This is a genomic window from Phreatobacter sp., from assembly GCF_030691135.1.
Classification (GTDB): Bacteria; Pseudomonadota; Alphaproteobacteria; order Rhizobiales; family Phreatobacteraceae; genus Phreatobacter.
Map to the genome: position 1 here is coordinate 160,216 of NZ_JAUYFA010000039.1, position 17,820 is coordinate 178,035.

The following is a 17,820-nucleotide window of genomic DNA, read 5'->3' on the forward strand; positions in this document are numbered from 1 at the left end:
CGGCCTACCTCTTCGCCACGGGATAGAGGCCCTGCGGCCGCCACATGAGGATCGCCACCATCAGCAGGATGTTGGAGGCGAGAGCCACTTTCGGCAGCAGGAAGGCGGTGTAGTTCGCCATCATCGCCACCAGGATGGCGCCGATGAAGCAGCCGCCGACCGAACCGAGACCGCCGATGATGATGACGATGAAGACCAGCACCATGATGTCGCCGCCGATCGCCGCCGTCAGCGTCTCGCGGTAGAGCGCCCACATGACGCCACCGAGGCCGGCCAGCGCCGAGCCGACGGCGAAGACGCCGACGAAGAGCCGGCGGATGCGGTAACCGAGCGCCTCGACCATTTCGGCATTCTCGACGCCGGCCCGGATCAGCAGTCCGATCCGCGTCCGGTTGAGCACGACGAGCATCGCGGCAAAGACGACGAGGCCGACGACGACGGCGAGGATGCGGAACTTCTCGATCGCCACGTCGCCGATCACCACCGCGCCGCGCAGCGCCGTGGGCAGCGCCATGGCCTTCTGGTCGCCGCCCCAGATGACGTGGATGAGCTGCTCGGCGACGATGAGACCGCCCATGGTGATAAGGATCTGCTTGAGGTGCTGGCCATAGACCGGTCTGACGATGACCCGCTCGAAGGCCCAGCCGAGGAGACCCGTGCCGATCATCGCGACGGTGACGGCGAGTCCGAGTGCCATCAGGTTCCAGCCGAGCGAATCCACCTGCACCCAGCCCGACAGCAGGCCCAGCACCGAGAGGGCGAGATAGGCACCCACAGCGATGAAGGCGCCGTGGCCGAAATTGAGCACGTCCATCAGGCCGAAAACGAGGGTCAGGCCCGAGGCGATGACGAAGATCATCATGCCCATGGCCAGCGCCGCCACCGTCAGCGTCACCCAGGTGGTGGGATTGCCGACGAAGGGCAGCGCCAGGGCAGAGAGCGCCACCGGCAGGAGGATCGGCAGATAATCGTGCTTGATGGCGGGAAGGGCTTCGGGAGTGGTGGCCGGGGCCGGGGCGACGGTCATGGCGAGGCCCTTTCGCAAGGGGCAGCAAAGAAGGCCTGAAGGGCGTGCATCGTCCGCTCCCTATTGATGCGCATCGAGCGACAGGCCGAGCAGCCGTTGCTGCAGGGCCTCGTCGCGGGCGAGATCGGCCATCGCGCCGCGGTGGACGATGCGGCCATCATCCATCACCGCCACATGATCGCCGAGGCTCGCGGCGAAACGGAAGTTCTGTTCCACCAGCAGGATCGTCGTCTCGCGCTTCAGCTCGGCGAAGGCGCTGATCATCGCCTCGATGATCGCCGGGGCGATGCCCTTGGTCGGCTCGTCGATGAGAAGCAGGGTGCGCGGCTCGGCGATGGCGCGGGCGATCGCAAGCATCTGCTTCTGCCCGCCGGAGAGGACGCCTGCCGGGAACTGCCAGAACTTCTTCAGCGCCGGGAACAGGCCGAAGATCCAGTCGAGCCGCGCCGTGTCGATGGGGCCTGACCGCGCCGCCAGGATCATGTTCTCGGCCACCGTCAGATCGGCGAAGACCGCCATGGTCTCCGGCACATAGGCGATGCCGGCCTGCGCGATGTCGGGGGTCGGCACGCCGCCGATCGACCGGCCGTCGAAGGTCACGGTGCCGCGCGAGGGCTTCCACAGCCCCATGATGGTGCGCAGCGTCGTCGTCTTGCCGGCGCCGTTGCGCCCGAGCAGCACCGTCATGCCGCCGCGGGGGAGTGCGAGATCGACCCCCTGCAGGATGTGATACTGGCCGATATGGGTGTGCACCCCGGCAAGGGTCAGCAGGGGCTCAGCCATGGACGGCCTCCACCGGCTTCGGCGCCTGGCCGAGATAAGCCTCCTGGACGACCGGCGAGGCGATCACCGCGGCGGGTTCGCCGTCGGCGACGAGCCGGCCGTTGTGCAGCACCACGATGCGGTCGGCGAGCGAGCGCACCACGTCCATCTTGTGCTCCACCAGGAGGATGGTCTTGGTCCCGTCCGCTTTCAGCTTCTGGATTAGGTCGAGGATGACCGGCACTTCCTCCACCGACATGCCCGCCGTCGGCTCGTCGAACATGAAGACCCGCGGCTCCAGCGCCATCATGATCGCCACTTCCAGCTTGCGCTTGTCGCCGTGCGGCAGGGCGGCCGCCAGCGTGTCGCGCACGCCGGCGAGGTTCACCTCCTCGAGGTAGTGATCGGCTTTTTCGATCCAGTCCCGGTGGCTGGACCACAGGGAGAAAAGGCTCGCCTTCGCGCGCCCGCGCGCCTGCGCGGCGAGGCGCACGTTCTCCCCCACCGACAGGTTGGGAAAGAGATTGGTGATCTGGAAGGCCCGGCCGATGCCGCGCTGCGCCCGGCCCGCGGCGCCGAGCATGGAGATGTCATCGCCGTCCAGCAGGGTCGTGCCGGAGGTCGCCGCGAGCTGGCCGGACATCAGGTTGAAATAGGTGGTCTTGCCGGCACCGTTCGGCCCGACGATCGCCGTGAGCGTGCCCGCATGGAAGGCGCAGGACACGCCGTCGACGGCGACATGACCGCCGAAGCGGATGGTCAGGTCGCGGGTTTCGAGGACGGGTGGCATGGGGCGATGGGGGCTTCTTGGCGGACGGGGCAGATCAGCACGATGAACAGGGATGCGCGGCACGACCGAACTGCCATACAGGACAGGCTGCGGCGCGGCCGGATCGTCTCCGGCCGCGCCAGGATTGCCATGTCAGCGCCGGTTGGTGATCGGCAGCGGCATCTCGGCGGCGGGAATGGTCCGCACCAGCTCAAGCATGTCGTTGTCGCGGCCGTTCGGGCGGATGCGGAAGTGGTACATGTCCTGCAGCGCCTGATGGTCTTCCCTTCGGAAGGTCATCGCTCCCTTGGGCGTCTGGAAGGTCATGCCTTGCATCGCGGTGATCAGCCTCTCGGTATCGGTTGAGCCGGCCTTCTCCAGCGCCGCAACCACGGCGGCCGCGGCGGCGAAACCACCGGCGACGAAGAAGTCCGGCGGCGCATTGTGGCGCTTCTGGTACTCGGCCTTGAGCCAGTCGTTCAGCGGGTTCTGCGGAAAGTCGTAATAGTAGTAGATGCCGCCCTCGGTTCCGGCGAAGGCCTTCCAGGCGTTCATCGCCGGCAGGATGTTGCCGCCGGGAGCGAGAGCGATGTTGAAGCGCTCCGGCTTCATGTCGACGAACTTGGCCATCGGATGGGCGCCGGCCCAGATGAAGCCGATGATGCGCTTGCCCGGGCGGTCCCGCAGGGACGCGAACAGGCGCTCGGCGAAGGGCGTGAAGTCGGCGGTGTTGCCGGCGGCGAACTCCTCCGCGACGATGCGGGCGCGCGGCCGGATGGCAGCGAGCGCGGCCTTGTAGGCGGCGACGCCGTCACGGCCGAAGGCGGTGTCGAGCCCCATCATGCCGATGAACACGTCCTCGTTCTCGGGGATCGAGGCGGCAGCGGCCAGTGCGTCCTGATAGGACGAGCGACCGGTCCGGAAGATGTAGCGGTTCCAGCGCTGGCCGGTGATCGAATCCGCCACCGCCGGCTCGACGATGAGGATCTTCTTCGCCTCCTCGGCGACCGGCAGCATGGCGAGCGCCACCGGCGAGCCGGTGGTGCCGACCGCGAGCGCCGCGCCGTCGTCGTTGTAGCATTCCTCGAGCAGCGCCTTGCCGCGATCCGGACGAAGCTGGTCGTCCTTGACCAGCACCTGGATCCGCATGCCGGCGACCGTGTTGGTCCCGCGGGTGAGATATTCGAGGCCCATCATGAAACCGACCTCGGTCTGCTTCGCATAGGCCTCGAGCGGACCGGTGCGCCCGGCGATGAGGCAAATCTTGACGTCCCGGACCTGCGCGGCGGCGCTGCCGGCAAAGGACGTCACGGCCATGGCGAGCGAGGCGGCAGCCACCGCCAGAGTCTTCCTCAACATCGAATCCTCCCTGATCCGTATTCCTAAACTGACACTTGAGTCATGTTTCATGTGACGCTAGCTTCGTCCCACAAACGCGTCAAGCGGGAAGCGGTCTGGAGCCAGCCGGCGACGGGCCGATGACGGGAAACGCAACGGATACCCTATGAGCAACCTCCATCCGACAGGGCCCCTGCCGGCGCCGAAGACCCAACGGGGCGAACGCACCCGCCAGAAGATCCTCGATGCGGCCGAACGTGAGATCGGCGCCCGGGGCTTCTCGGAGGCCTCGATCGCCACCATCACCGCCGAGGCAGCCGTCGCCCAGGGCACGTTCTACCTCTATTTCCGCTCCAAGGAGGAGGTGCTGCGCGAGTTGGTGCTGCGCATGGGTCGGCGGCTCAGACACCATCTGACCCTGGCGACGAGCGGGGCGGGCGACCGCATGAAGGTCGAGCGGCTCGGCATCCGCGCTTTTCTCGAATTCGTCCGCGACAATCCGAACCTCTACCGGGTCGTCGCCGAATCGCAGTTCGTCGACCCGGCCATCCACCGTGCCTATTACGAGGAGTTCGCGGCCGGCTACCGGCTTGGGCTCGAGGAGGCGGAGGCGCGCGGCGAGATCGCACCGGGGCATTCCGAGGTCCGCGCCTGGGCCCTGATGGGCGTCACCGACATGGTCGGGCGACGCTATGCGATCTATGATCAGGGTGGCCCTCTGGATGCCGTCGCGGAAGCCGCCTACGATTTTGTCGCCCACGGCATCGGCCCGCGCGCGACAGGGCGCGGCGTGAAGGCCTGACACGGCCGCCGCCATGGTCCGGCTCGACGCGAGGTTCGCATGAAGACGCTGCCCGACCTCTGCCGCCGCCGCGCCGAGCTGAGCCCGGACGCGATCGCCTTCGAGGAGGTCGGCAGCGGCCGCACGGTGACCTTCGCGGCGATGGACGCGGGTGCAGGGCGCGGCGCGGCCTTTTTCGCCGGCCAGGGCCTCGTCGCCGGCGACCGGCTCGCCGTCCTCTGCCACAACAATGCGACCTTCTTCGAACTGCTGTTCGCCTGCGCCAGGGCGAGGCTCATTCTGGTGCCGCTGAACTGGCGGCTGACGCCGGCGGAACTCGGCCCGATCCTCGCCGATTGCGGCGCGAAACTGCTGGTCGCGGATGCAGCGACCGAACCGCTGGCACGCGCGCTCTCCGGGCAGGTCCCCATCCTGCCCCTCGCCGACTACGAGGTCGGCAGCGCGGCCTTCGCTCCGGCCGCAGCGGCGCCGCCGTGGGAGATCGATCGGATCTGGTACCTGCTCTACACATCGGGCACCACCGGGCGGCCGAAGGCGGTCATCCAGACGCCCGGCATGGCGCTCGCCAATGCCGTGAACATCCAGCAGGCGACGGGGATGGGGGCCGGCGACGACACTCTGAACTATCTCCCGCTGTTTCACACCGCCGGCATCAACCTGCACGCCCTACCGCTCTTCATCGCCGGTGGCGCATCCCGCATCATCCCGAAATTCGACACCGACACGGTCGTCGATCTCATCGGCCGGGGCCGGATCTCTCTGTTCTTCGGCGTGCCGGCCGTCTACCAGGCGCTCAGCCTGCATCCGGACTTCGAGACCACGGATTTTTCCTGCGTCCGCCACTGGGGGTGCGGCGGAGCGCCGATCCCGGAGCCGCTGCTGCGCGCCTTCGGCCGCCGCGGCGTCACCGTCTGCAACGGCATGGGCATGACGGAAACCGGCCCGACACTGTTTCTGATGGACCCCGCCCATGCGGCGACGAAGATTGGCTCGGTCGGCAAGCCGCAGATCCTGGCGGAGGTCCGGCTCGTCGATTTCAAGGACGACGCCGTGGCTCCCGGTGAAGCCGGCGAAATGCTGTTCCGCGGACCCGGCATCACGCCCGGCTACTTCAACCAGCCGGAGGCGACCGCCAGGGCCTTCGCGCCCGGCGGCTGGCTGCGCTCGGGGGATATCGGGCGGCAGGATTCCGACGGCTACTACTATGTCGTCGACCGCATCAAGGACATGTTCATCTCGGGCGGGGAGAACGTCTTTCCCGCCGAGATCGAAAATGTCCTGCACGCCCATCCCGCTGTGCTGGAAGCGGCGGTTCTCGGCGTCGGAGATCCCGTCTGGGGCGAGGTCGGCCATGCGGTCATCCTCCTGCGCCCTGGCGCGGCCACCGCCGCAGACGAGATCCGCACCCACGCGCGCCTTCATCTAGCCGGCTACAAGGTTCCGCGGCACATCACCATCGTGACGGACTTTCCGCGTACGGCCGCCGGGAAGATCCAGAAGCACGTCCTGCGTACTCTCGTTGCCGGTGACGGCGGATGACGGCCCTGCATGTGCCGCCCGCCGCACTCACCGACATCGGCACGGGACGCCCGCTGGTCTTCCTGCACGGCTGGTCGGTCGACCGGTCCTTCTTCTCGGCACAGGCGGCGCTCGCCGCCGGGGGTTTCCGGGTCCTGGTACCGGACCAGCCAGGCCACGGCGAAATGCCGATCGGCCATACGCCGCCGACCATGGCGGGTCTCGCCGACGCTCTCGACGGCCTGCTCGGCGAGGCCGGCCTCGCCCCGGCGATCCTCGTAGGCTGGTCGATGGGCGCGACGGTCGCCCTCGAACACATCGCCCGCCGCGGCACGGCCGGTATCGCCGGGCTGGTCATCGTCGACATGACGCCGAAGGTCGCCAACGCCTCCGACTGGCCCTACGGCCTCGCCGGTGGACAGGAGATCGGCGATGCCCTCGCAGCCGCCGACCGTATGGAGGGCAACTGGCCGCTCTATGCCCCCCGGATCGCCCGCGCGATGTTCGCCGCCGACCGCGAGGCCAGCGCCGCCCTGATCCGCCGCGCCACGGAGAGGATCGTGACCCGCGACCCCGCCGTCATGGCGGCGCTCTGGCGCTCCCTCGTGCTGGCCGACCATCGCGCCACGATCGCAAGCCTGCAGGTTCCCGTGCTGGCGATCGCCAGTGCCCGCAGCCGGCTCTACAGCCCGGCCGTCGCCGGCTGGATCGCCGCTGCTGCGCCGCAGGGTCAGACGGTGATCATCGAGGGCGCAGGCCATGCGCCCCATATCGAGGAGCCGGCGGCCTTCAACGCGGCCGTCGCCCGGTTCGCCGACCTTCTGTGAGAATGGTCGCCGTCAATCCGATACGGGCTGGGAAACATCCGCACCCGCCAGCAGCCGCAGACTGCGCTCGGTCAGGCGGGTAAGCAGGTCGTCCAGTTGGTCGCGCTCGTGCGGCGAGAACCCCTCGCTCAGATCGGCAGCGAACCGCTGGGCGACCGGCACCAGGTCGGAATAGACGATCTGCCCTTCGCGGGACAGGGACAGGAAGGCCTCCCGCAGATCCTGGCGGTTGATCCGGCGCTGCACCAGCCGTCGCCGCATCAGACTTGCGACGGCGCGCGAGACCTTGGTCTTGTGCATGTGGGAGTGAATTCCGATGTCCTTGGCCGTGACCGACCCGAACTGACCCAGCGTTGCGATGACCCGCCATTCGGGGATACCGAGCCCGTAGCGCTCGGCATAAATCCCCGAAAGCGCCTGGCTGACCACGTTGGCGAGCACGTTCAGCCGATAGGGCAGGAACGAATCCAGCTCAAGCTTGACATCGGACATCGAGGACTTATCCGCAACACGGGCGTCCATGTGTGCTCCCTATGGAAGAGCGTCAATTCAAAAATTGCTTCGGCAAGGAATCGCTTGCATCCTATCGATATATCGTATCGCCTGGCGAACCATTTCGCAACGCGACAAAGATAAGACAACTCGCTGAGGTGGCGACTTTGTCCAAGTGGCTGGTCAAGCCCGCGCCAACAGGCTTTGATGCCATACCGGCCGCTCGAGACCGGACGAAGAACCCTATTTTCCGGGAAGAAGTGCCATGAAGCTCGCCTCACTCAAGCACGGTCGCGACGGCCGTCTCGTCGTGGTCTCCAGAGACCTGACCCGAGCGACCGATGCCTTTCCGGTTGTATCGACCCTGCAGGGGGCTCTCGACGACTGGAGCCGGCTGTCCCCCCGTCTGGAGGATCTGGCCGAGCAGCTGGAACTCGGTTCGGTCCCCTCTTTCCGCTTCCATGAGCACGATTGTGCGAGCCCCCTGCCCCGCGCCTATCAATGGGCCGACGGCTCGGCCTATGTGAATCACGTGGCGCTGGTACGCCAGGCGCGCGGGGCTGAGATGATGCCCGCCTTCTGGACCGACCCGCTGATGTATCAGGGCGGGTCCGATACGTTTCTCGGGCCCCGCGATCCCATCGCGCTCCCCGACGAGGCCCATGGCATCGACTTCGAGGGCGAGGTGGCGGTGGTCACCGACGACGTCCCCATGGGCGTGACCCCGGCGGAGGCGCGCGGCCTCGTCCGCCTCGTCATGATCGCCAACGACGTCAGCCTGAGGAATCTCATCGCGCCGGAACTCGCCAAGGGGTTCGGCTTCTTCCAGTCGAAGCCCTCGACCGCGTTTTCGCCGGTCGCCGTCACGCCCGACGAACTCGGCAGCGCCTGGATCGAGGGCAAGCTGCATCTGCCGCTCCTCGCCTATTTCAACGGCGAGCCCTTCGGTCGGCCCCAGGCCGGCATCGACATGACCTTCGACTTCGGCACCCTCATCGCCCATGCCGCAAAGACCCGCGCCCTTTCGGCCGGCACCATCGTCGGTTCGGGCACGGTCTCCAACCGCGACGAGGATGGCGGCCCTGGCAAGCCGGTCGGCGAGGGCGGCCTCGGCTATGTCTGCATCGCCGAGATGCGCACGGTCGAGACCATCCGCGACGGCGCCGCGAAGACACCGTTCATGCGCTTCGGCGATGCCGTCCGCATCGAGATGAAGGATGCCGCCGGCCATTCGATCTTCGGCGCCATCGACCAGATCGTGCGCAAGCACCATAGTTGAACGACGGGGCGCGACGATCGCACCCGCAAAAAGGCCTCCCATGTCCAAGTCTTTCGCGTCCACCGCCGACCTCGGCCCCAAGACCATCTCCTTCGACGAGCTGGGCAAGGGGCTCTTCGCCTATACCGCCGAGGGTGACCCCAATTCGGGTATCATCGTCGGCGACGACTGCTGCATGGTGATCGATGCGCAGGCGACCCCGGCAATGGCCGCGGACGTCATCGCGCGGGTGCGTTCGGTGACCGACAAGCCGATCCGCTTCGTGCTGCTGTCGCATTATCACGCGGTCCGCGTCCTCGGCGCCTCGGCCTATGAGGGCGCCACCATCATCGCCTCCGACGCTACGCGCGGCCTCATCGTCGAGCGCGGCGAGCAGGACAAGGCGAGCGAGATCGGGCGGTTCCCCCGTCTCTTCCCCGGCGCCGAATCCATCCCGCCGGGTCTGACCTGGCCCCATGTCACCTTCGAGCGGGAAATGACGGTCTGGCTCGGCAAGCGCGCCGTGACGCTCATGCATCTCGGCCGCGGCCACACGGCGGGCGACACGGTCGCCTGGGTGCCGGATGCCGGCGTCGCCTTCACCGGCGATCTCGTCGAATACCACTCCGCCTGCTATTGCGGCGACGCTCATTTCCAGGATTGGCCGAAGACACTCGACGCCATCGAGGCACTGGCGCCGAAGGCCGTCGTGCCGGGCCGCGGCGCGGCGCTGACGACACCGGCCATGGTGGCGGACGGCATTCGGCTGACGCGCGACTTCCTGTCGACGCTCTACGGCTCAGTCGCCGACAGCGTGGCGAAGGGGATGTCGCTGAAACAGGCTTTCGATGCCTGCCGCACGGCGATGGACCCGAAATTCGCGTCCTTCGCGATCTACGAGCATTGCCTGCCCTTCAACGTCTCGCGTGCCTATGACGAGGCGAGCGGCATCGCCTGGCCGGTCATCTGGACCGACCAGCGCGACCGCGAGATGTGGGCCAGCCTGCAGGGCTAGGCCCGGACGCGGACTTGCGCTGCCCTCGTCGCGCCATGGCGGGCAGCCAGTGGAGGGTGACGGCGGAGCATGGCGAGGCGATTGGGCGGGAAGGCTATCGGCCCGCCCGCTCCCAGATGTTCTTCGTCACCTGGACGAAGGCGGTGGAGCGCAACCCGGGATCCTTCATCGCCGCGGCGATGCGCGTCATCAGGCCGGCATCGCCCGATGCGACGGCGATGTCGAGCATGATCGCCCATTCGTCATCGGCCGGTTCCTCGCCCTTGTCGCCGGCGGCGATCGCGCGCATCCGCGCTTCCAGCCCCGCGACGCGGGCGATATAGGCCTTGGCCCCTTCCGAGGTGATACGGGCGGCCACGGCGTCGCTCGCCTCCTTCGGACCGCGCCCGACGATGGCGCGCCAGAGCGTCTCGAAGACGACGCCGATGCGCTCCTGCTCGAAGGTGACCCGGTTCAGTTCGTCGATGCGGCCGAGCCTGACGAACAGCTCGCGCGCTTCCGGGACGGCGCCGCGCGCCACCAGCATCTCCACCGCCGTGTCGACGATGGTGCCGCGCACCTTGCCGGTCACCTCCGCCGATTCCGCCACGGAGACGAGCTTGTCGGCAGCGAGGCTGCGCATCGGACCGATATCCTCGTCGACTGACACCGTCTCGTCCTCGGGGAGCTTCAGAGCCGGCCCGAAGGCGCGGATCCAGTCGGCGCGGCCCTCACGCATGAGGACGCGCAGCATGCGGCTCGCCGATTCCGCATCGGCCGCCGTGTTGAAGGGCGGGCGGGCGGCCAGCGCCTTGCGGAAGCCGTCAATGTTGTTCGCGGCGATCGCGCCGCGCAGGACCATGTCCCAGCTGTCGCGGCGTGCCGTCTCGGGATCGTCGAAGGGCGCCGTCTGGTTGGCGCGCGCGCCGCGGGCCCATTCGTCGATGGTCCGGGCGATGGCCATGTCGCCGCGGCCGCCGGACTGCAGGGCCTGCGCCATCCGGCGGGTATAGCGGTCCTTGATCTGGCCGGCCACGGTGTCGGCCAGTGCCGGCTCGCGGGCGATGGCGATTTCCAGGATCTCGAGGCGCAACTCGTCGCGACTGTCGTTCTCCACCAGCCGGTCGATACGCGGCAGGGCATCGGCGATGCGGCCGGCACGCGCCTCGTCGAGAATGAGGATCGAGGGCTCCGACAGGGCGGAAGGCTGCGGCTGGTCGAGCCCGAGCTCGCGATAGGCGCCGGCGAAGTCCCCCTTGCGGGCGAGATGCTCGGCCCGCACCGGCACGATGCGCTCCTTGATCCCGTCGACCGTCGCCACCCGCGCCCAAGCCTCGTAGCGGGCCATCCAGCGGTCGCGCGCGGCGGGATCGGGATCGCTCTGCAGGAAGGCCTCGAAGGCCGCCGTCGCCGCCCAACCCTCCGGCTCGGCCGACGCCGCCTTCAGCGCCAGTTCGGCCGTGCAGGCCGGTGCGGGAGCGGCGAGGCAGGCAGCCTCGTCGACCGACACTTCGATGCCGTGGGGCGCCTGGGCCCGAACCGGGAGCGAAAGGAAGAGCGTCGATGCGGCGACCGCCGAAAGAAGGGCGCTTCGCAGGGTGCGGGTCATGTCGAGCCTCGTGTCAGGGCCGAAAAGCGGGGTACATGAGGGAACGCGGCAAAGCAACGCGCCAAGCCGACGCGCCGGCACGCAGCACGGCATGGCAGAAGCCCGCCGCGCTGGCGCCTGTTCGACCGGCTCGCCCCTTCGCGTCCTGTCGTGTATAAACGCCGATCCCTGCCCTTGTTCGGTGCTGACCGCGAGGACGGGATCACTTTTCCGCGCGAAGCGATTTTCGCGTGAGGTCGTCGAGAGGATACGAGATCATGGGCGAGCGTTGGAGCCCGTCGAGCTGGCGGTCGAAACCGATCCTGCAGGTGCCGGTCTATCAGGACCAGGCGGCCCTCGCGGAGGTTGAGAAGCGTCTGTCGGGCTTTCCGCCGCTGGTTTTTGCGGGTGAGGCGCGCAATCTCAAGAAGTCCCTCGCGAAAGTCGCAAAGGGCGAGGCCTTCCTGCTGCAGGGCGGCGACTGCGCCGAGAGCTTCGCCGAGCACGGCGCCGACAATATCCGCGACTTCTTCCGCGCCTTCCTGCAGATGGCCGTGGTGATGACCTATGCCGGCGGCATGCCGGTGGTGAAGGTCGGCCGCGTCGCCGGCCAGTTCGCCAAGCCGCGCTCGGCCGATACCGAGACCATCGACGGCGTGACGCTGCCCTCCTATCGCGGCGACATCATCAACGACATCGCCTTCACGCCGGAATCCCGCGAGCCGGATCCGATGCGTCAGGCCATGGCCTACCGGCAGTCGGCGGCGACCCTGAACCTGCTGCGCGCCTTCGCCTATGGTGGCTATGCCAATCTCGACAACGCGATGAAGTGGATGCTCGGCTTCGTCAAGGACACGCCGGCCAACGACAAGTACAGGCATCTGGCGGAGCGCATCGAGGAGGCCCTCGATTTCATGCGGGCCTGCGGCATCGATCCGGAAGCCCATCCGGAAATGCGCACCACGGAGCTCTACACGAGCCACGAGGCGCTGCTGCTCGGCTACGAGGAGGCGCTCACCCGCGTCGATTCCACTTCCGGCGACTGGTATGCGACCTCCGGGCACATGCTGTGGATCGGCGACCGCACCCGCCAGCCGGACCACGGCCATGTCGAGTATTTCCGCGGCATCAAGAACCCGATCGCGTTCAAGTGCGGTCCGAGCCTCGATGCCGACGGCCTCCTGAAGCTCATCGACGTGCTCAACCCCGAGGACAAGGCCGGCCGCATCACGCTGATCTGCCGCTTCGGCGCCGACAAGGTCGAGAAGCACCTTCCCGCCCTCATCCGTGCCGTCGAGCGCGAGGGGCGCACCGTGGTCTGGTCCTGCGATCCCATGCACGGCAACACGATCAAGGCGGCCAACGGCTACAAGACCCGCCCCTTCGACCTGGTCATGGGCGAGATCGAGCGGTTCTTCGCCATTCATGAGGCCGAGGGCACCTATGCCGGCGGCATCCACCTGGAAATGACCGGCAAGAACGTCACCGAATGCACCGGCGGCCGCGCAGCGATCACCGATCTCGACCTCTCCGACCGCTATCACACCTATTGTGATCCGCGGCTCAACGCCGAACAGGCGCTGGAGGTCTCGTTCAAGGTGGCGGAGATGCTGAAGCGCCAGCGGCTCAACCGCGCGCCCGTCGTGCGCGAGGCCGCCGAATAGGCCGCCTTCGCATCACGCCCGACGACAAAAAAGGCCCGCTCCGTTCACCGGGGCGGGCCTTTTTCGTGAAGGTCGGGAGGTTCAGTACTTGATGCCGACGCCGGCGCGCACCGCATGCAGCGTGACGGGCACGCCGCCCATCGAGGGGATGCGCAGGAACTGGTATTCGGCACGGACGAAGATGTTGTTGGTGATCAGCGCCTCGACACCGGTGCCGAGCGCGAAGCCGAAGCCGATGACGCCGTTCGAGGACCGGGTCGAGTTCACGAGATCGCCATAGGCCTGCGTCCAGTCGACGGCGTCGGCCGCGTCCGTGTCGATCCGCTGATAACCGGCACGATAGGAGACCGACGTATTGCCGCGGGCGATGGCAAGGCCGGCGGTCATGTAGGGCATGACCCGGCCATAGGCCCAGCCGGCCCTCATGCGGGCGGTGAAATAGTCCGTCAGCGATGCCCTGACCGTCGTGCTCTGCGAAAAGGCGTCCGTGAAGCCGGTCTGCGCATAAAGGACGGCGAAGGGCTGGGTCCATGTGCGTGCACCGCCGCCACCGCTGGCGATGCGGTTGTAATCGAATTCGAAGCCGATCACCGCGTCCTCGAACTGCGCCTGATAGCCGGCGAAGACGCCGAACATCACGGGGGTTCCCCGGACAGGGTCCACGTTGATGAAGGTCGGCGCGGCGACCCCCGACGGGGGATTCAGATAGTAGAGGCCGTTGAGCAGGCGCTCCGCTTCGCGCCGCGCCATGGCCTGCGTGTCCGCCGTCATGCTGCCGATGCCGCCCTGGACACCGCCGTAGAAGCCCGTCCAGTTCGGAGCTGAATCGTCATGGGCCGGCAACGACCCCCTGAGCGCCATGTCTGCCGCCTGGCCGGTCACCGTCATGGCCAGCGTCATCACCAGCGCTGCCAAACCCGTCGTCAATGTCGAACGCGCCGTCATGCCGGCCTCCTCGTGAGCCTCGGCTGTCTGAAGCCGATCTCGATGGCGACCATTCATGAATCATCAAGGTTACCGCCCGGTTAAGCGCAACGACATCGACAATGTCACGCCGGGCGATCCGATCACCGCGCTTGCCGATGGACCGCCCTGCCGCGGACGCATTGAGAACCGCCGGCCCGCGCGTTACATCTCGCTCATGACAAAGACGCCCTCCTCGCTGCTCATCGCCGTGGCCCAGCTCAACCCCGTGATGGGCGACGTCGCCGGCAATCTCGCCCGGGCCCGCGCGGCCCGCGCCGACGCTGCGGCGGCCAATGCCGACCTGCTCGTCTTCTCCGAACTCTTCATCTCTGGCTATCCGCCGGAGGATCTCGTGCTCAAACCGGCCTTCCAGGCCGCCTGCCGTCAGGCGACGGAGGCTCTGGCCCGCGACACGGCCGACGGCGGCCCCGCCCTGCTCGTCACCACCCCCTGGGCCGAGGGTGGCCGGGTGTTCAATGCCGTCGTCCATGCCGATGCCGGCCTGATCCAGGCCATTCGCTTCAAGGTCGACCTGCCCAACTATTCGGTCTTCGACGAGAAGCGCGTCTTCGCGCCGGGTCCCCTGCCGGGTCCCGTCAATGTGCGCGGCGTGCGCATCGGCGTCCCCATCTGCGAGGACATCTGGGGCGAGGAGGTCGTCGAGACCCTGTCCGAGACCGGGGCCGAACTGCTGATCGTCCCCAACGGCTCGCCCTACCGCGAGAGCGTCTATGACGAGCGCATGAGCACCATCGTCGCGCGCATCGGCGAGAGTGGCCTGCCGCTGCTCTATGTCAACCAGATCGGCGGGCAGGACGAACTGGTCTTCGACGGCGCTTCCCTCGCAGTGAACGCCGACCACAGCCTCGCCATGCAGCTGCCCGCCTTCACCGAGGCCATCGCCCTCGTCCAGGCGACGAAGACGGACGGCACCTGGCGCCTCTCCGGCCCCATCCACGGGCACGACAGCGGCGACGAGGCCAATTACGCGGCCTGTGTCCTCGGCCTGCGCGACTACGTCGAGAAGAACCGCTTTCCCGGCGTGGTGCTCGGCCTTTCCGGCGGCATCGACTCGGCCATCTGTGCCGCCATGGCGGTCGATGCGCTGGGACCCGAGCGTGTCCACTGCGTGATGCTGCCCTACCGCTACACGTCGGAGGATTCCCTGAAGGACGCCTTCGAATGCGCCAGGGCCCTCGGCGTGCGCTACGACATCGTGCCCATCGCCGCGGCGGTCGAGGGGCTGGAGGCGAGCCTCGCCCCGCTCTTCGCCGGCACCAGCCGCGACATTACCGAGGAAAACCTGCAGAGCCGCGCCCGCGGCACCATCCTCATGTCCATCTCCAACAAGTTCGGCGCCATGGTGGTGACGACGGGGAACAAGAGCGAGATGTCGGTCGGCTACGCCACCATCTATGGCGACATGAACGGCGGCTACAATCCGGTGAAGGATCTCTACAAATCCGAGGTCTTCCGTCTCTCGGCCTTGCGCAACCGCTGGAAGCCGGCCGGCGCCCTCGGGCCCGACGGCGAGGTCATTCCGGTCAACATCATCGTCAAGCCGCCGACCGCCGAACTGCGGGAGAACCAGAAGGACCAGGACTCGCTGCCGCCCTATGATGTGCTCGACGCCATCCTGGAGCGGCTGGTGGAGCGCGAGGCCTCCGTCGCCTCCATCGTCGCCGAGGGCTACGAGGCCGAGACCGTCAAAAAGGTCGAGCGGCTGCTGGGCATCGCCGAATACAAGCGTCGCCAGGCCGCCCCCGGCGTCAAGGTGACGGCGCGCAACTTCGGCCGCGACCGACGCTACCCCATCGTCAACCGGTTCCGTGATTCCGGCGAGCCGCTGCCGGTGCCCGACATGACCGTGGTCAACCCCACCGCCATGCCGAAGCTCGACGTCGTGGACTTCTGACGGCCCACCTCGCGCGTCTCCTCCGCAGCGGCCCTACTGCCCCAGAGTGAAGGAATAGGTAACGCTGGTGCCGACAGTGAACTGGTTGACGTTGCCACGTTGGGTGACAAGGGGAGCGGCCGCCGCGCTCCCGGCGAGCCGGTCATAGGCCGCAAAGCCGGTGACGGTCCAGCCGGCATCGAAGCGATAGGCGACCTGGGCCACCGCGCCATATTTCATCAGGCCGCCGCGCGCCTGGAAGGCGGCGAGCCCCGAGGCGATGCTCTCCGGCGCCGAGACGGAGAAATAGGTCGACGCGTAGCGGTCGCTCCCGAAGAACGAGCGCGGGCCGGCGGAGATGGTCCAGCGCGGTGCCGGCCGCCAGATGATATCCGCCCCGGCATTGCCGACCAGCGCGGCATGACCGCCGATGCCGTGGCGCACCGCCGCGCGCAGCCGCAGCCACTCGACGGGGAACAGCTCGGCAAAGGCGCCGGCCTCGATGGTGAAGCCGACATTGGCGAGGCCGGTGAGCCTTGCATCGTCGCGCGCCCGGCGTGCACCCATCAGGGTGAGGTTCGGCCCGACGCGCAGCCAGCCGAGATCGACGATAGCGGGCGCGATGCCGTCGTCGAAGGAGGAGAAGCGCTCCGGCGCGCCAGGAGCCCGGAGCGAGAGGCGCGGCAGGATCATCGGCCCGAGCCGGCTCGACCCCATCCACAGGGGCACGGCGGTGACGGTGCCACCCAGCGTGACCGTCCAGCCACGGGCGGCTTCAGGCAGGCTCTGGGACGCTGCGGGCAGAGTGGCGAGGCCGAGGGCCGCCGAGGCGATGAGAATACGGGACAGCATGGACACGGGGTACGCCTGAAGAGGGTGAACCGAAGGTAGTCGAGCGGGGTTAACGGGAAGTCCATACGCCTGCCCGCCTTCACCGGATCCTGCGCCCGCACGCCGCACAGGCTGGACCTCGCCGCGCCGCCGGGCTACTGCGACGGCTGGCAAGACCAGATCGAGGCCGCTCGCCATGACCGATCCCGAAGCCCTCAAGCGTGACGCCGCCGCCAGGGCCCTGACATACGTCGAGGACGGCATGCGCCTCGGCCTCGGCACCGGCTCGACGGCGAAGCATTTCGTCGACCTGCTGGCAGAGCGCATCAAGGAGGGGCTGAAGGTCGTCGGTGTTCCGACCTCCGAGGTCACCCGCGCCCAGGCCGAGCGCCTCGGCGTGCCGCTGACGACGCTGGACGAGACGCCCGAACTCGACATCACCATCGACGGCGCCGACGAGATCAACCCCGCCCTCGACCTGATCAAGGGCGGCGGCGGTGCGCTGCTGCGCGAGAAGATCGTCGCCGCCGCCTCGGCCCGCATGATCGTCATCGCCGACGCGTCCAAGCGCGTCGACACGCTCGGGCGCTTCCCGCTGCCGATCGAGGTGAACGCCTTCGGTCTCGCCGCCACCGAACGCGCCGTCGCCCGGGTTCTCGAAGCCTGCGGCTGCGCCGGCCCCCTGACGCTGCGCCGCAAGGCTGACGGCCATGTTTTCGTCACGGACGGCGGGCACATGATCCTCGATGCGGCCTGTGCGCGAATCCCCGATCCCCCCACGCTCGGCTCCCGCCTTCACTCCGTGCCCGGTGTGGTCGAGCACGGCCTGTTCATTGGTCTGGCGTCCATCGCGATCATCGCTTCCCCTGGCGGTGCAGAGGTCGTAGGACGTGTTTGACATTCGAGCCGCCTCGGTCAGGCGCGGCCTCAAGACTTCCCGAGGAGTGATCCCGATGTTCGTCCGTTCGCTTGCAGCAGCCCTGGCGGCCTGCGCCCTCATCGCGACCGCCGCCGTGGCGCAGACCCAGAGGCCGGCGGCGCCCCTCGCCCAGGCCGCGCCGCAGGCTGCCGCCGCCGCGCCGGCGCCCTC

16 protein-coding genes are annotated in these 17,820 nt (G+C 68.0%); 8 read left to right on the top strand and 8 right to left on the bottom strand.

Annotation, left to right across the window (positions count from 1 at the left end; genetic code table 11):
• Positions 1-4 precede the first annotated feature (4 nt).
• From Q8O26_RS07245 to Q8O26_RS07260, 4 genes are all read right to left on the bottom strand, one after another.
• Positions 5-1,027, bottom strand: a complete 1,023-nt coding sequence (locus tag Q8O26_RS07245) for a branched-chain amino acid ABC transporter permease (RefSeq protein WP_305574825.1) — start codon at positions 1,025-1,027, stop codon at positions 5-7.
• A gap of 60 nt (positions 1,028-1,087) precedes the next feature.
• Complete coding sequence (locus tag Q8O26_RS07250) at positions 1,088-1,810, bottom strand: ABC transporter ATP-binding protein (RefSeq protein WP_305574826.1); 723 nt, start codon at positions 1,808-1,810, stop codon at positions 1,088-1,090.
• Positions 1,803-2,579: an ABC transporter ATP-binding protein gene (locus tag Q8O26_RS07255; RefSeq protein ID WP_305574827.1), complete on the bottom strand. Its 777-nt coding sequence runs from the start codon at positions 2,577-2,579 to the stop codon at positions 1,803-1,805. Before Q8O26_RS07255 ends, Q8O26_RS07250 begins: the two co-directional genes overlap by 8 nt.
• 132 nt (positions 2,580-2,711) lie before the next feature.
• A complete protein-coding gene (locus tag Q8O26_RS07260) occupies positions 2,712-3,914 on the bottom strand; it encodes a substrate-binding domain-containing protein (RefSeq protein WP_305574848.1) in 1,203 nt (400 codons plus the stop codon).
• A 148-nt stretch (positions 3,915-4,062) separates the two neighbouring features.
• On the opposite strand from Q8O26_RS07260, the gene Q8O26_RS07265 reads away from it, so the two are divergent.
• The 3 genes from Q8O26_RS07265 to Q8O26_RS07275 are packed head-to-tail and all read left to right on the top strand — an operon-like array spanning position 4,063 to position 7,043.
• On the top strand, positions 4,063-4,698 hold the full coding sequence (locus Q8O26_RS07265) for a TetR/AcrR family transcriptional regulator (protein ID WP_305574828.1): 636 nt from the start codon (positions 4,063-4,065) through the stop codon (positions 4,696-4,698).
• Between the two features lie 39 nt (positions 4,699-4,737).
• Positions 4,738-6,237: a long-chain fatty acid--CoA ligase gene (locus tag Q8O26_RS07270; protein ID WP_305574829.1), complete on the top strand. Its 1,500-nt coding sequence runs from the start codon at positions 4,738-4,740 to the stop codon at positions 6,235-6,237.
• Positions 6,234-7,043: an alpha/beta fold hydrolase gene (locus Q8O26_RS07275; RefSeq protein ID WP_305574830.1), complete on the top strand. Its 810-nt coding sequence runs from the start codon at positions 6,234-6,236 to the stop codon at positions 7,041-7,043. The genes Q8O26_RS07270 and Q8O26_RS07275 overlap by 4 nt, the downstream gene beginning before the upstream one ends.
• Before the next feature lie 12 nt (positions 7,044-7,055).
• On the opposite strand, the gene Q8O26_RS07280 is transcribed toward Q8O26_RS07275, so the two are convergent.
• The gene (locus tag Q8O26_RS07280; protein WP_305574831.1) at positions 7,056-7,565 is read right to left on the bottom strand and encodes a MarR family winged helix-turn-helix transcriptional regulator; all 510 of its coding nucleotides are present in this window, start codon (positions 7,563-7,565) and stop codon (positions 7,056-7,058) included.
• Positions 7,566-7,800: 235 nt separating this feature from the next.
• On the opposite strand from Q8O26_RS07280, the gene Q8O26_RS07285 reads away from it, so the two are divergent.
• Both Q8O26_RS07285 and Q8O26_RS07290 read left to right on the top strand, forming a co-directional pair.
• A complete protein-coding gene (locus Q8O26_RS07285) occupies positions 7,801-8,814 on the top strand; it encodes a fumarylacetoacetate hydrolase family protein (protein ID WP_305574832.1) in 1,014 nt (337 codons plus the stop codon).
• Positions 8,815-8,854: 40 nt separating this feature from the next.
• Positions 8,855-9,808, top strand: coding sequence for an MBL fold metallo-hydrolase (locus Q8O26_RS07290; RefSeq protein WP_305574833.1), 954 nt, complete (start codon positions 8,855-8,857; stop codon positions 9,806-9,808).
• A gap of 94 nt (positions 9,809-9,902) precedes the next feature.
• Here the strand turns inward: Q8O26_RS07290 and Q8O26_RS07295 are convergent, their stop codons facing one another.
• Entirely contained in the window at positions 9,903-11,396 is a 1,494-nt protein-coding gene (locus tag Q8O26_RS07295) for a hypothetical protein (RefSeq protein ID WP_305574834.1), read from the bottom strand.
• A gap of 257 nt (positions 11,397-11,653) precedes the next feature.
• Here Q8O26_RS07295 and Q8O26_RS07300 point away from each other — a divergent pair, with 257 nt between their 5' ends.
• A complete protein-coding gene (locus Q8O26_RS07300) occupies positions 11,654-13,039 on the top strand; it encodes a class II 3-deoxy-7-phosphoheptulonate synthase (protein WP_305574835.1) in 1,386 nt (461 codons plus the stop codon).
• Between the two features lie 81 nt (positions 13,040-13,120).
• On the opposite strand, the gene Q8O26_RS07305 is transcribed toward Q8O26_RS07300, so the two are convergent.
• Positions 13,121-13,984 (bottom strand): outer membrane protein, encoded by an 864-nt coding sequence (locus tag Q8O26_RS07305; protein WP_305574836.1) that lies wholly within the window; start codon positions 13,982-13,984, stop codon positions 13,121-13,123.
• Positions 13,985-14,180: 196 nt separating this feature from the next.
• Here Q8O26_RS07305 and Q8O26_RS07310 point away from each other — a divergent pair, with 196 nt between their 5' ends.
• Positions 14,181-15,920, top strand: coding sequence for an NAD+ synthase (locus tag Q8O26_RS07310; protein ID WP_305574849.1), 1,740 nt, complete (start codon positions 14,181-14,183; stop codon positions 15,918-15,920).
• Between the two features lie 33 nt (positions 15,921-15,953).
• Here Q8O26_RS07310 and Q8O26_RS07315 read toward each other — a convergent pair whose 3' ends face one another.
• Positions 15,954-16,751: a MipA/OmpV family protein gene (locus Q8O26_RS07315; protein WP_305574850.1), complete on the bottom strand. Its 798-nt coding sequence runs from the start codon at positions 16,749-16,751 to the stop codon at positions 15,954-15,956.
• A 175-nt stretch (positions 16,752-16,926) separates the two neighbouring features.
• On the opposite strand from Q8O26_RS07315, the gene rpiA reads away from it, so the two are divergent.
• Positions 16,927-17,628: a ribose-5-phosphate isomerase RpiA gene (gene rpiA, locus Q8O26_RS07320; protein WP_305574837.1), complete on the top strand. Its 702-nt coding sequence runs from the start codon at positions 16,927-16,929 to the stop codon at positions 17,626-17,628.
• Positions 17,629-17,820: the final 192 nt, after the last annotated feature.

Coding starts and splice junctions, on each gene's coding strand:
- Q8O26_RS07245 (WP_305574825.1), bottom strand. CDS start 1,027: ATGACCGTCGCCCCGGCCCCGGCCACCACTCCCGAAGCCCTTCCCGCC.
- Q8O26_RS07250 (WP_305574826.1), bottom strand. CDS start 1,810: ATGGCTGAGCCCCTGCTGACCCTTGCCGGGGTGCACACCCATATCGGC.
- Q8O26_RS07255 (WP_305574827.1), bottom strand. CDS start 2,579: ATGCCACCCGTCCTCGAAACCCGCGACCTGACCATCCGCTTCGGCGGT.
- Q8O26_RS07265 (WP_305574828.1), top strand. CDS start 4,063: ATGAGCAACCTCCATCCGACAGGGCCCCTGCCGGCGCCGAAGACCCAA.
- Q8O26_RS07270 (WP_305574829.1), top strand. CDS start 4,738: ATGAAGACGCTGCCCGACCTCTGCCGCCGCCGCGCCGAGCTGAGCCCG.
- Q8O26_RS07275 (WP_305574830.1), top strand. CDS start 6,234: ATGACGGCCCTGCATGTGCCGCCCGCCGCACTCACCGACATCGGCACG.
- Q8O26_RS07280 (WP_305574831.1), bottom strand. CDS start 7,565: ATGGACGCCCGTGTTGCGGATAAGTCCTCGATGTCCGATGTCAAGCTT.
- Q8O26_RS07285 (WP_305574832.1), top strand. CDS start 7,801: ATGAAGCTCGCCTCACTCAAGCACGGTCGCGACGGCCGTCTCGTCGTG.
- Q8O26_RS07290 (WP_305574833.1), top strand. CDS start 8,855: ATGTCCAAGTCTTTCGCGTCCACCGCCGACCTCGGCCCCAAGACCATC.
- Q8O26_RS07295 (WP_305574834.1), bottom strand. CDS start 11,396: ATGACCCGCACCCTGCGAAGCGCCCTTCTTTCGGCGGTCGCCGCATCG.
- Q8O26_RS07300 (WP_305574835.1), top strand. CDS start 11,654: ATGGGCGAGCGTTGGAGCCCGTCGAGCTGGCGGTCGAAACCGATCCTG.
- Q8O26_RS07305 (WP_305574836.1), bottom strand. CDS start 13,984: ATGACGGCGCGTTCGACATTGACGACGGGTTTGGCAGCGCTGGTGATG.
- Q8O26_RS07310 (WP_305574849.1), top strand. CDS start 14,181: ATGACAAAGACGCCCTCCTCGCTGCTCATCGCCGTGGCCCAGCTCAAC.
- Q8O26_RS07315 (WP_305574850.1), bottom strand. CDS start 16,751: ATGCTGTCCCGTATTCTCATCGCCTCGGCGGCCCTCGGCCTCGCCACT.
- rpiA (WP_305574837.1), top strand. CDS start 16,927: ATGACCGATCCCGAAGCCCTCAAGCGTGACGCCGCCGCCAGGGCCCTG.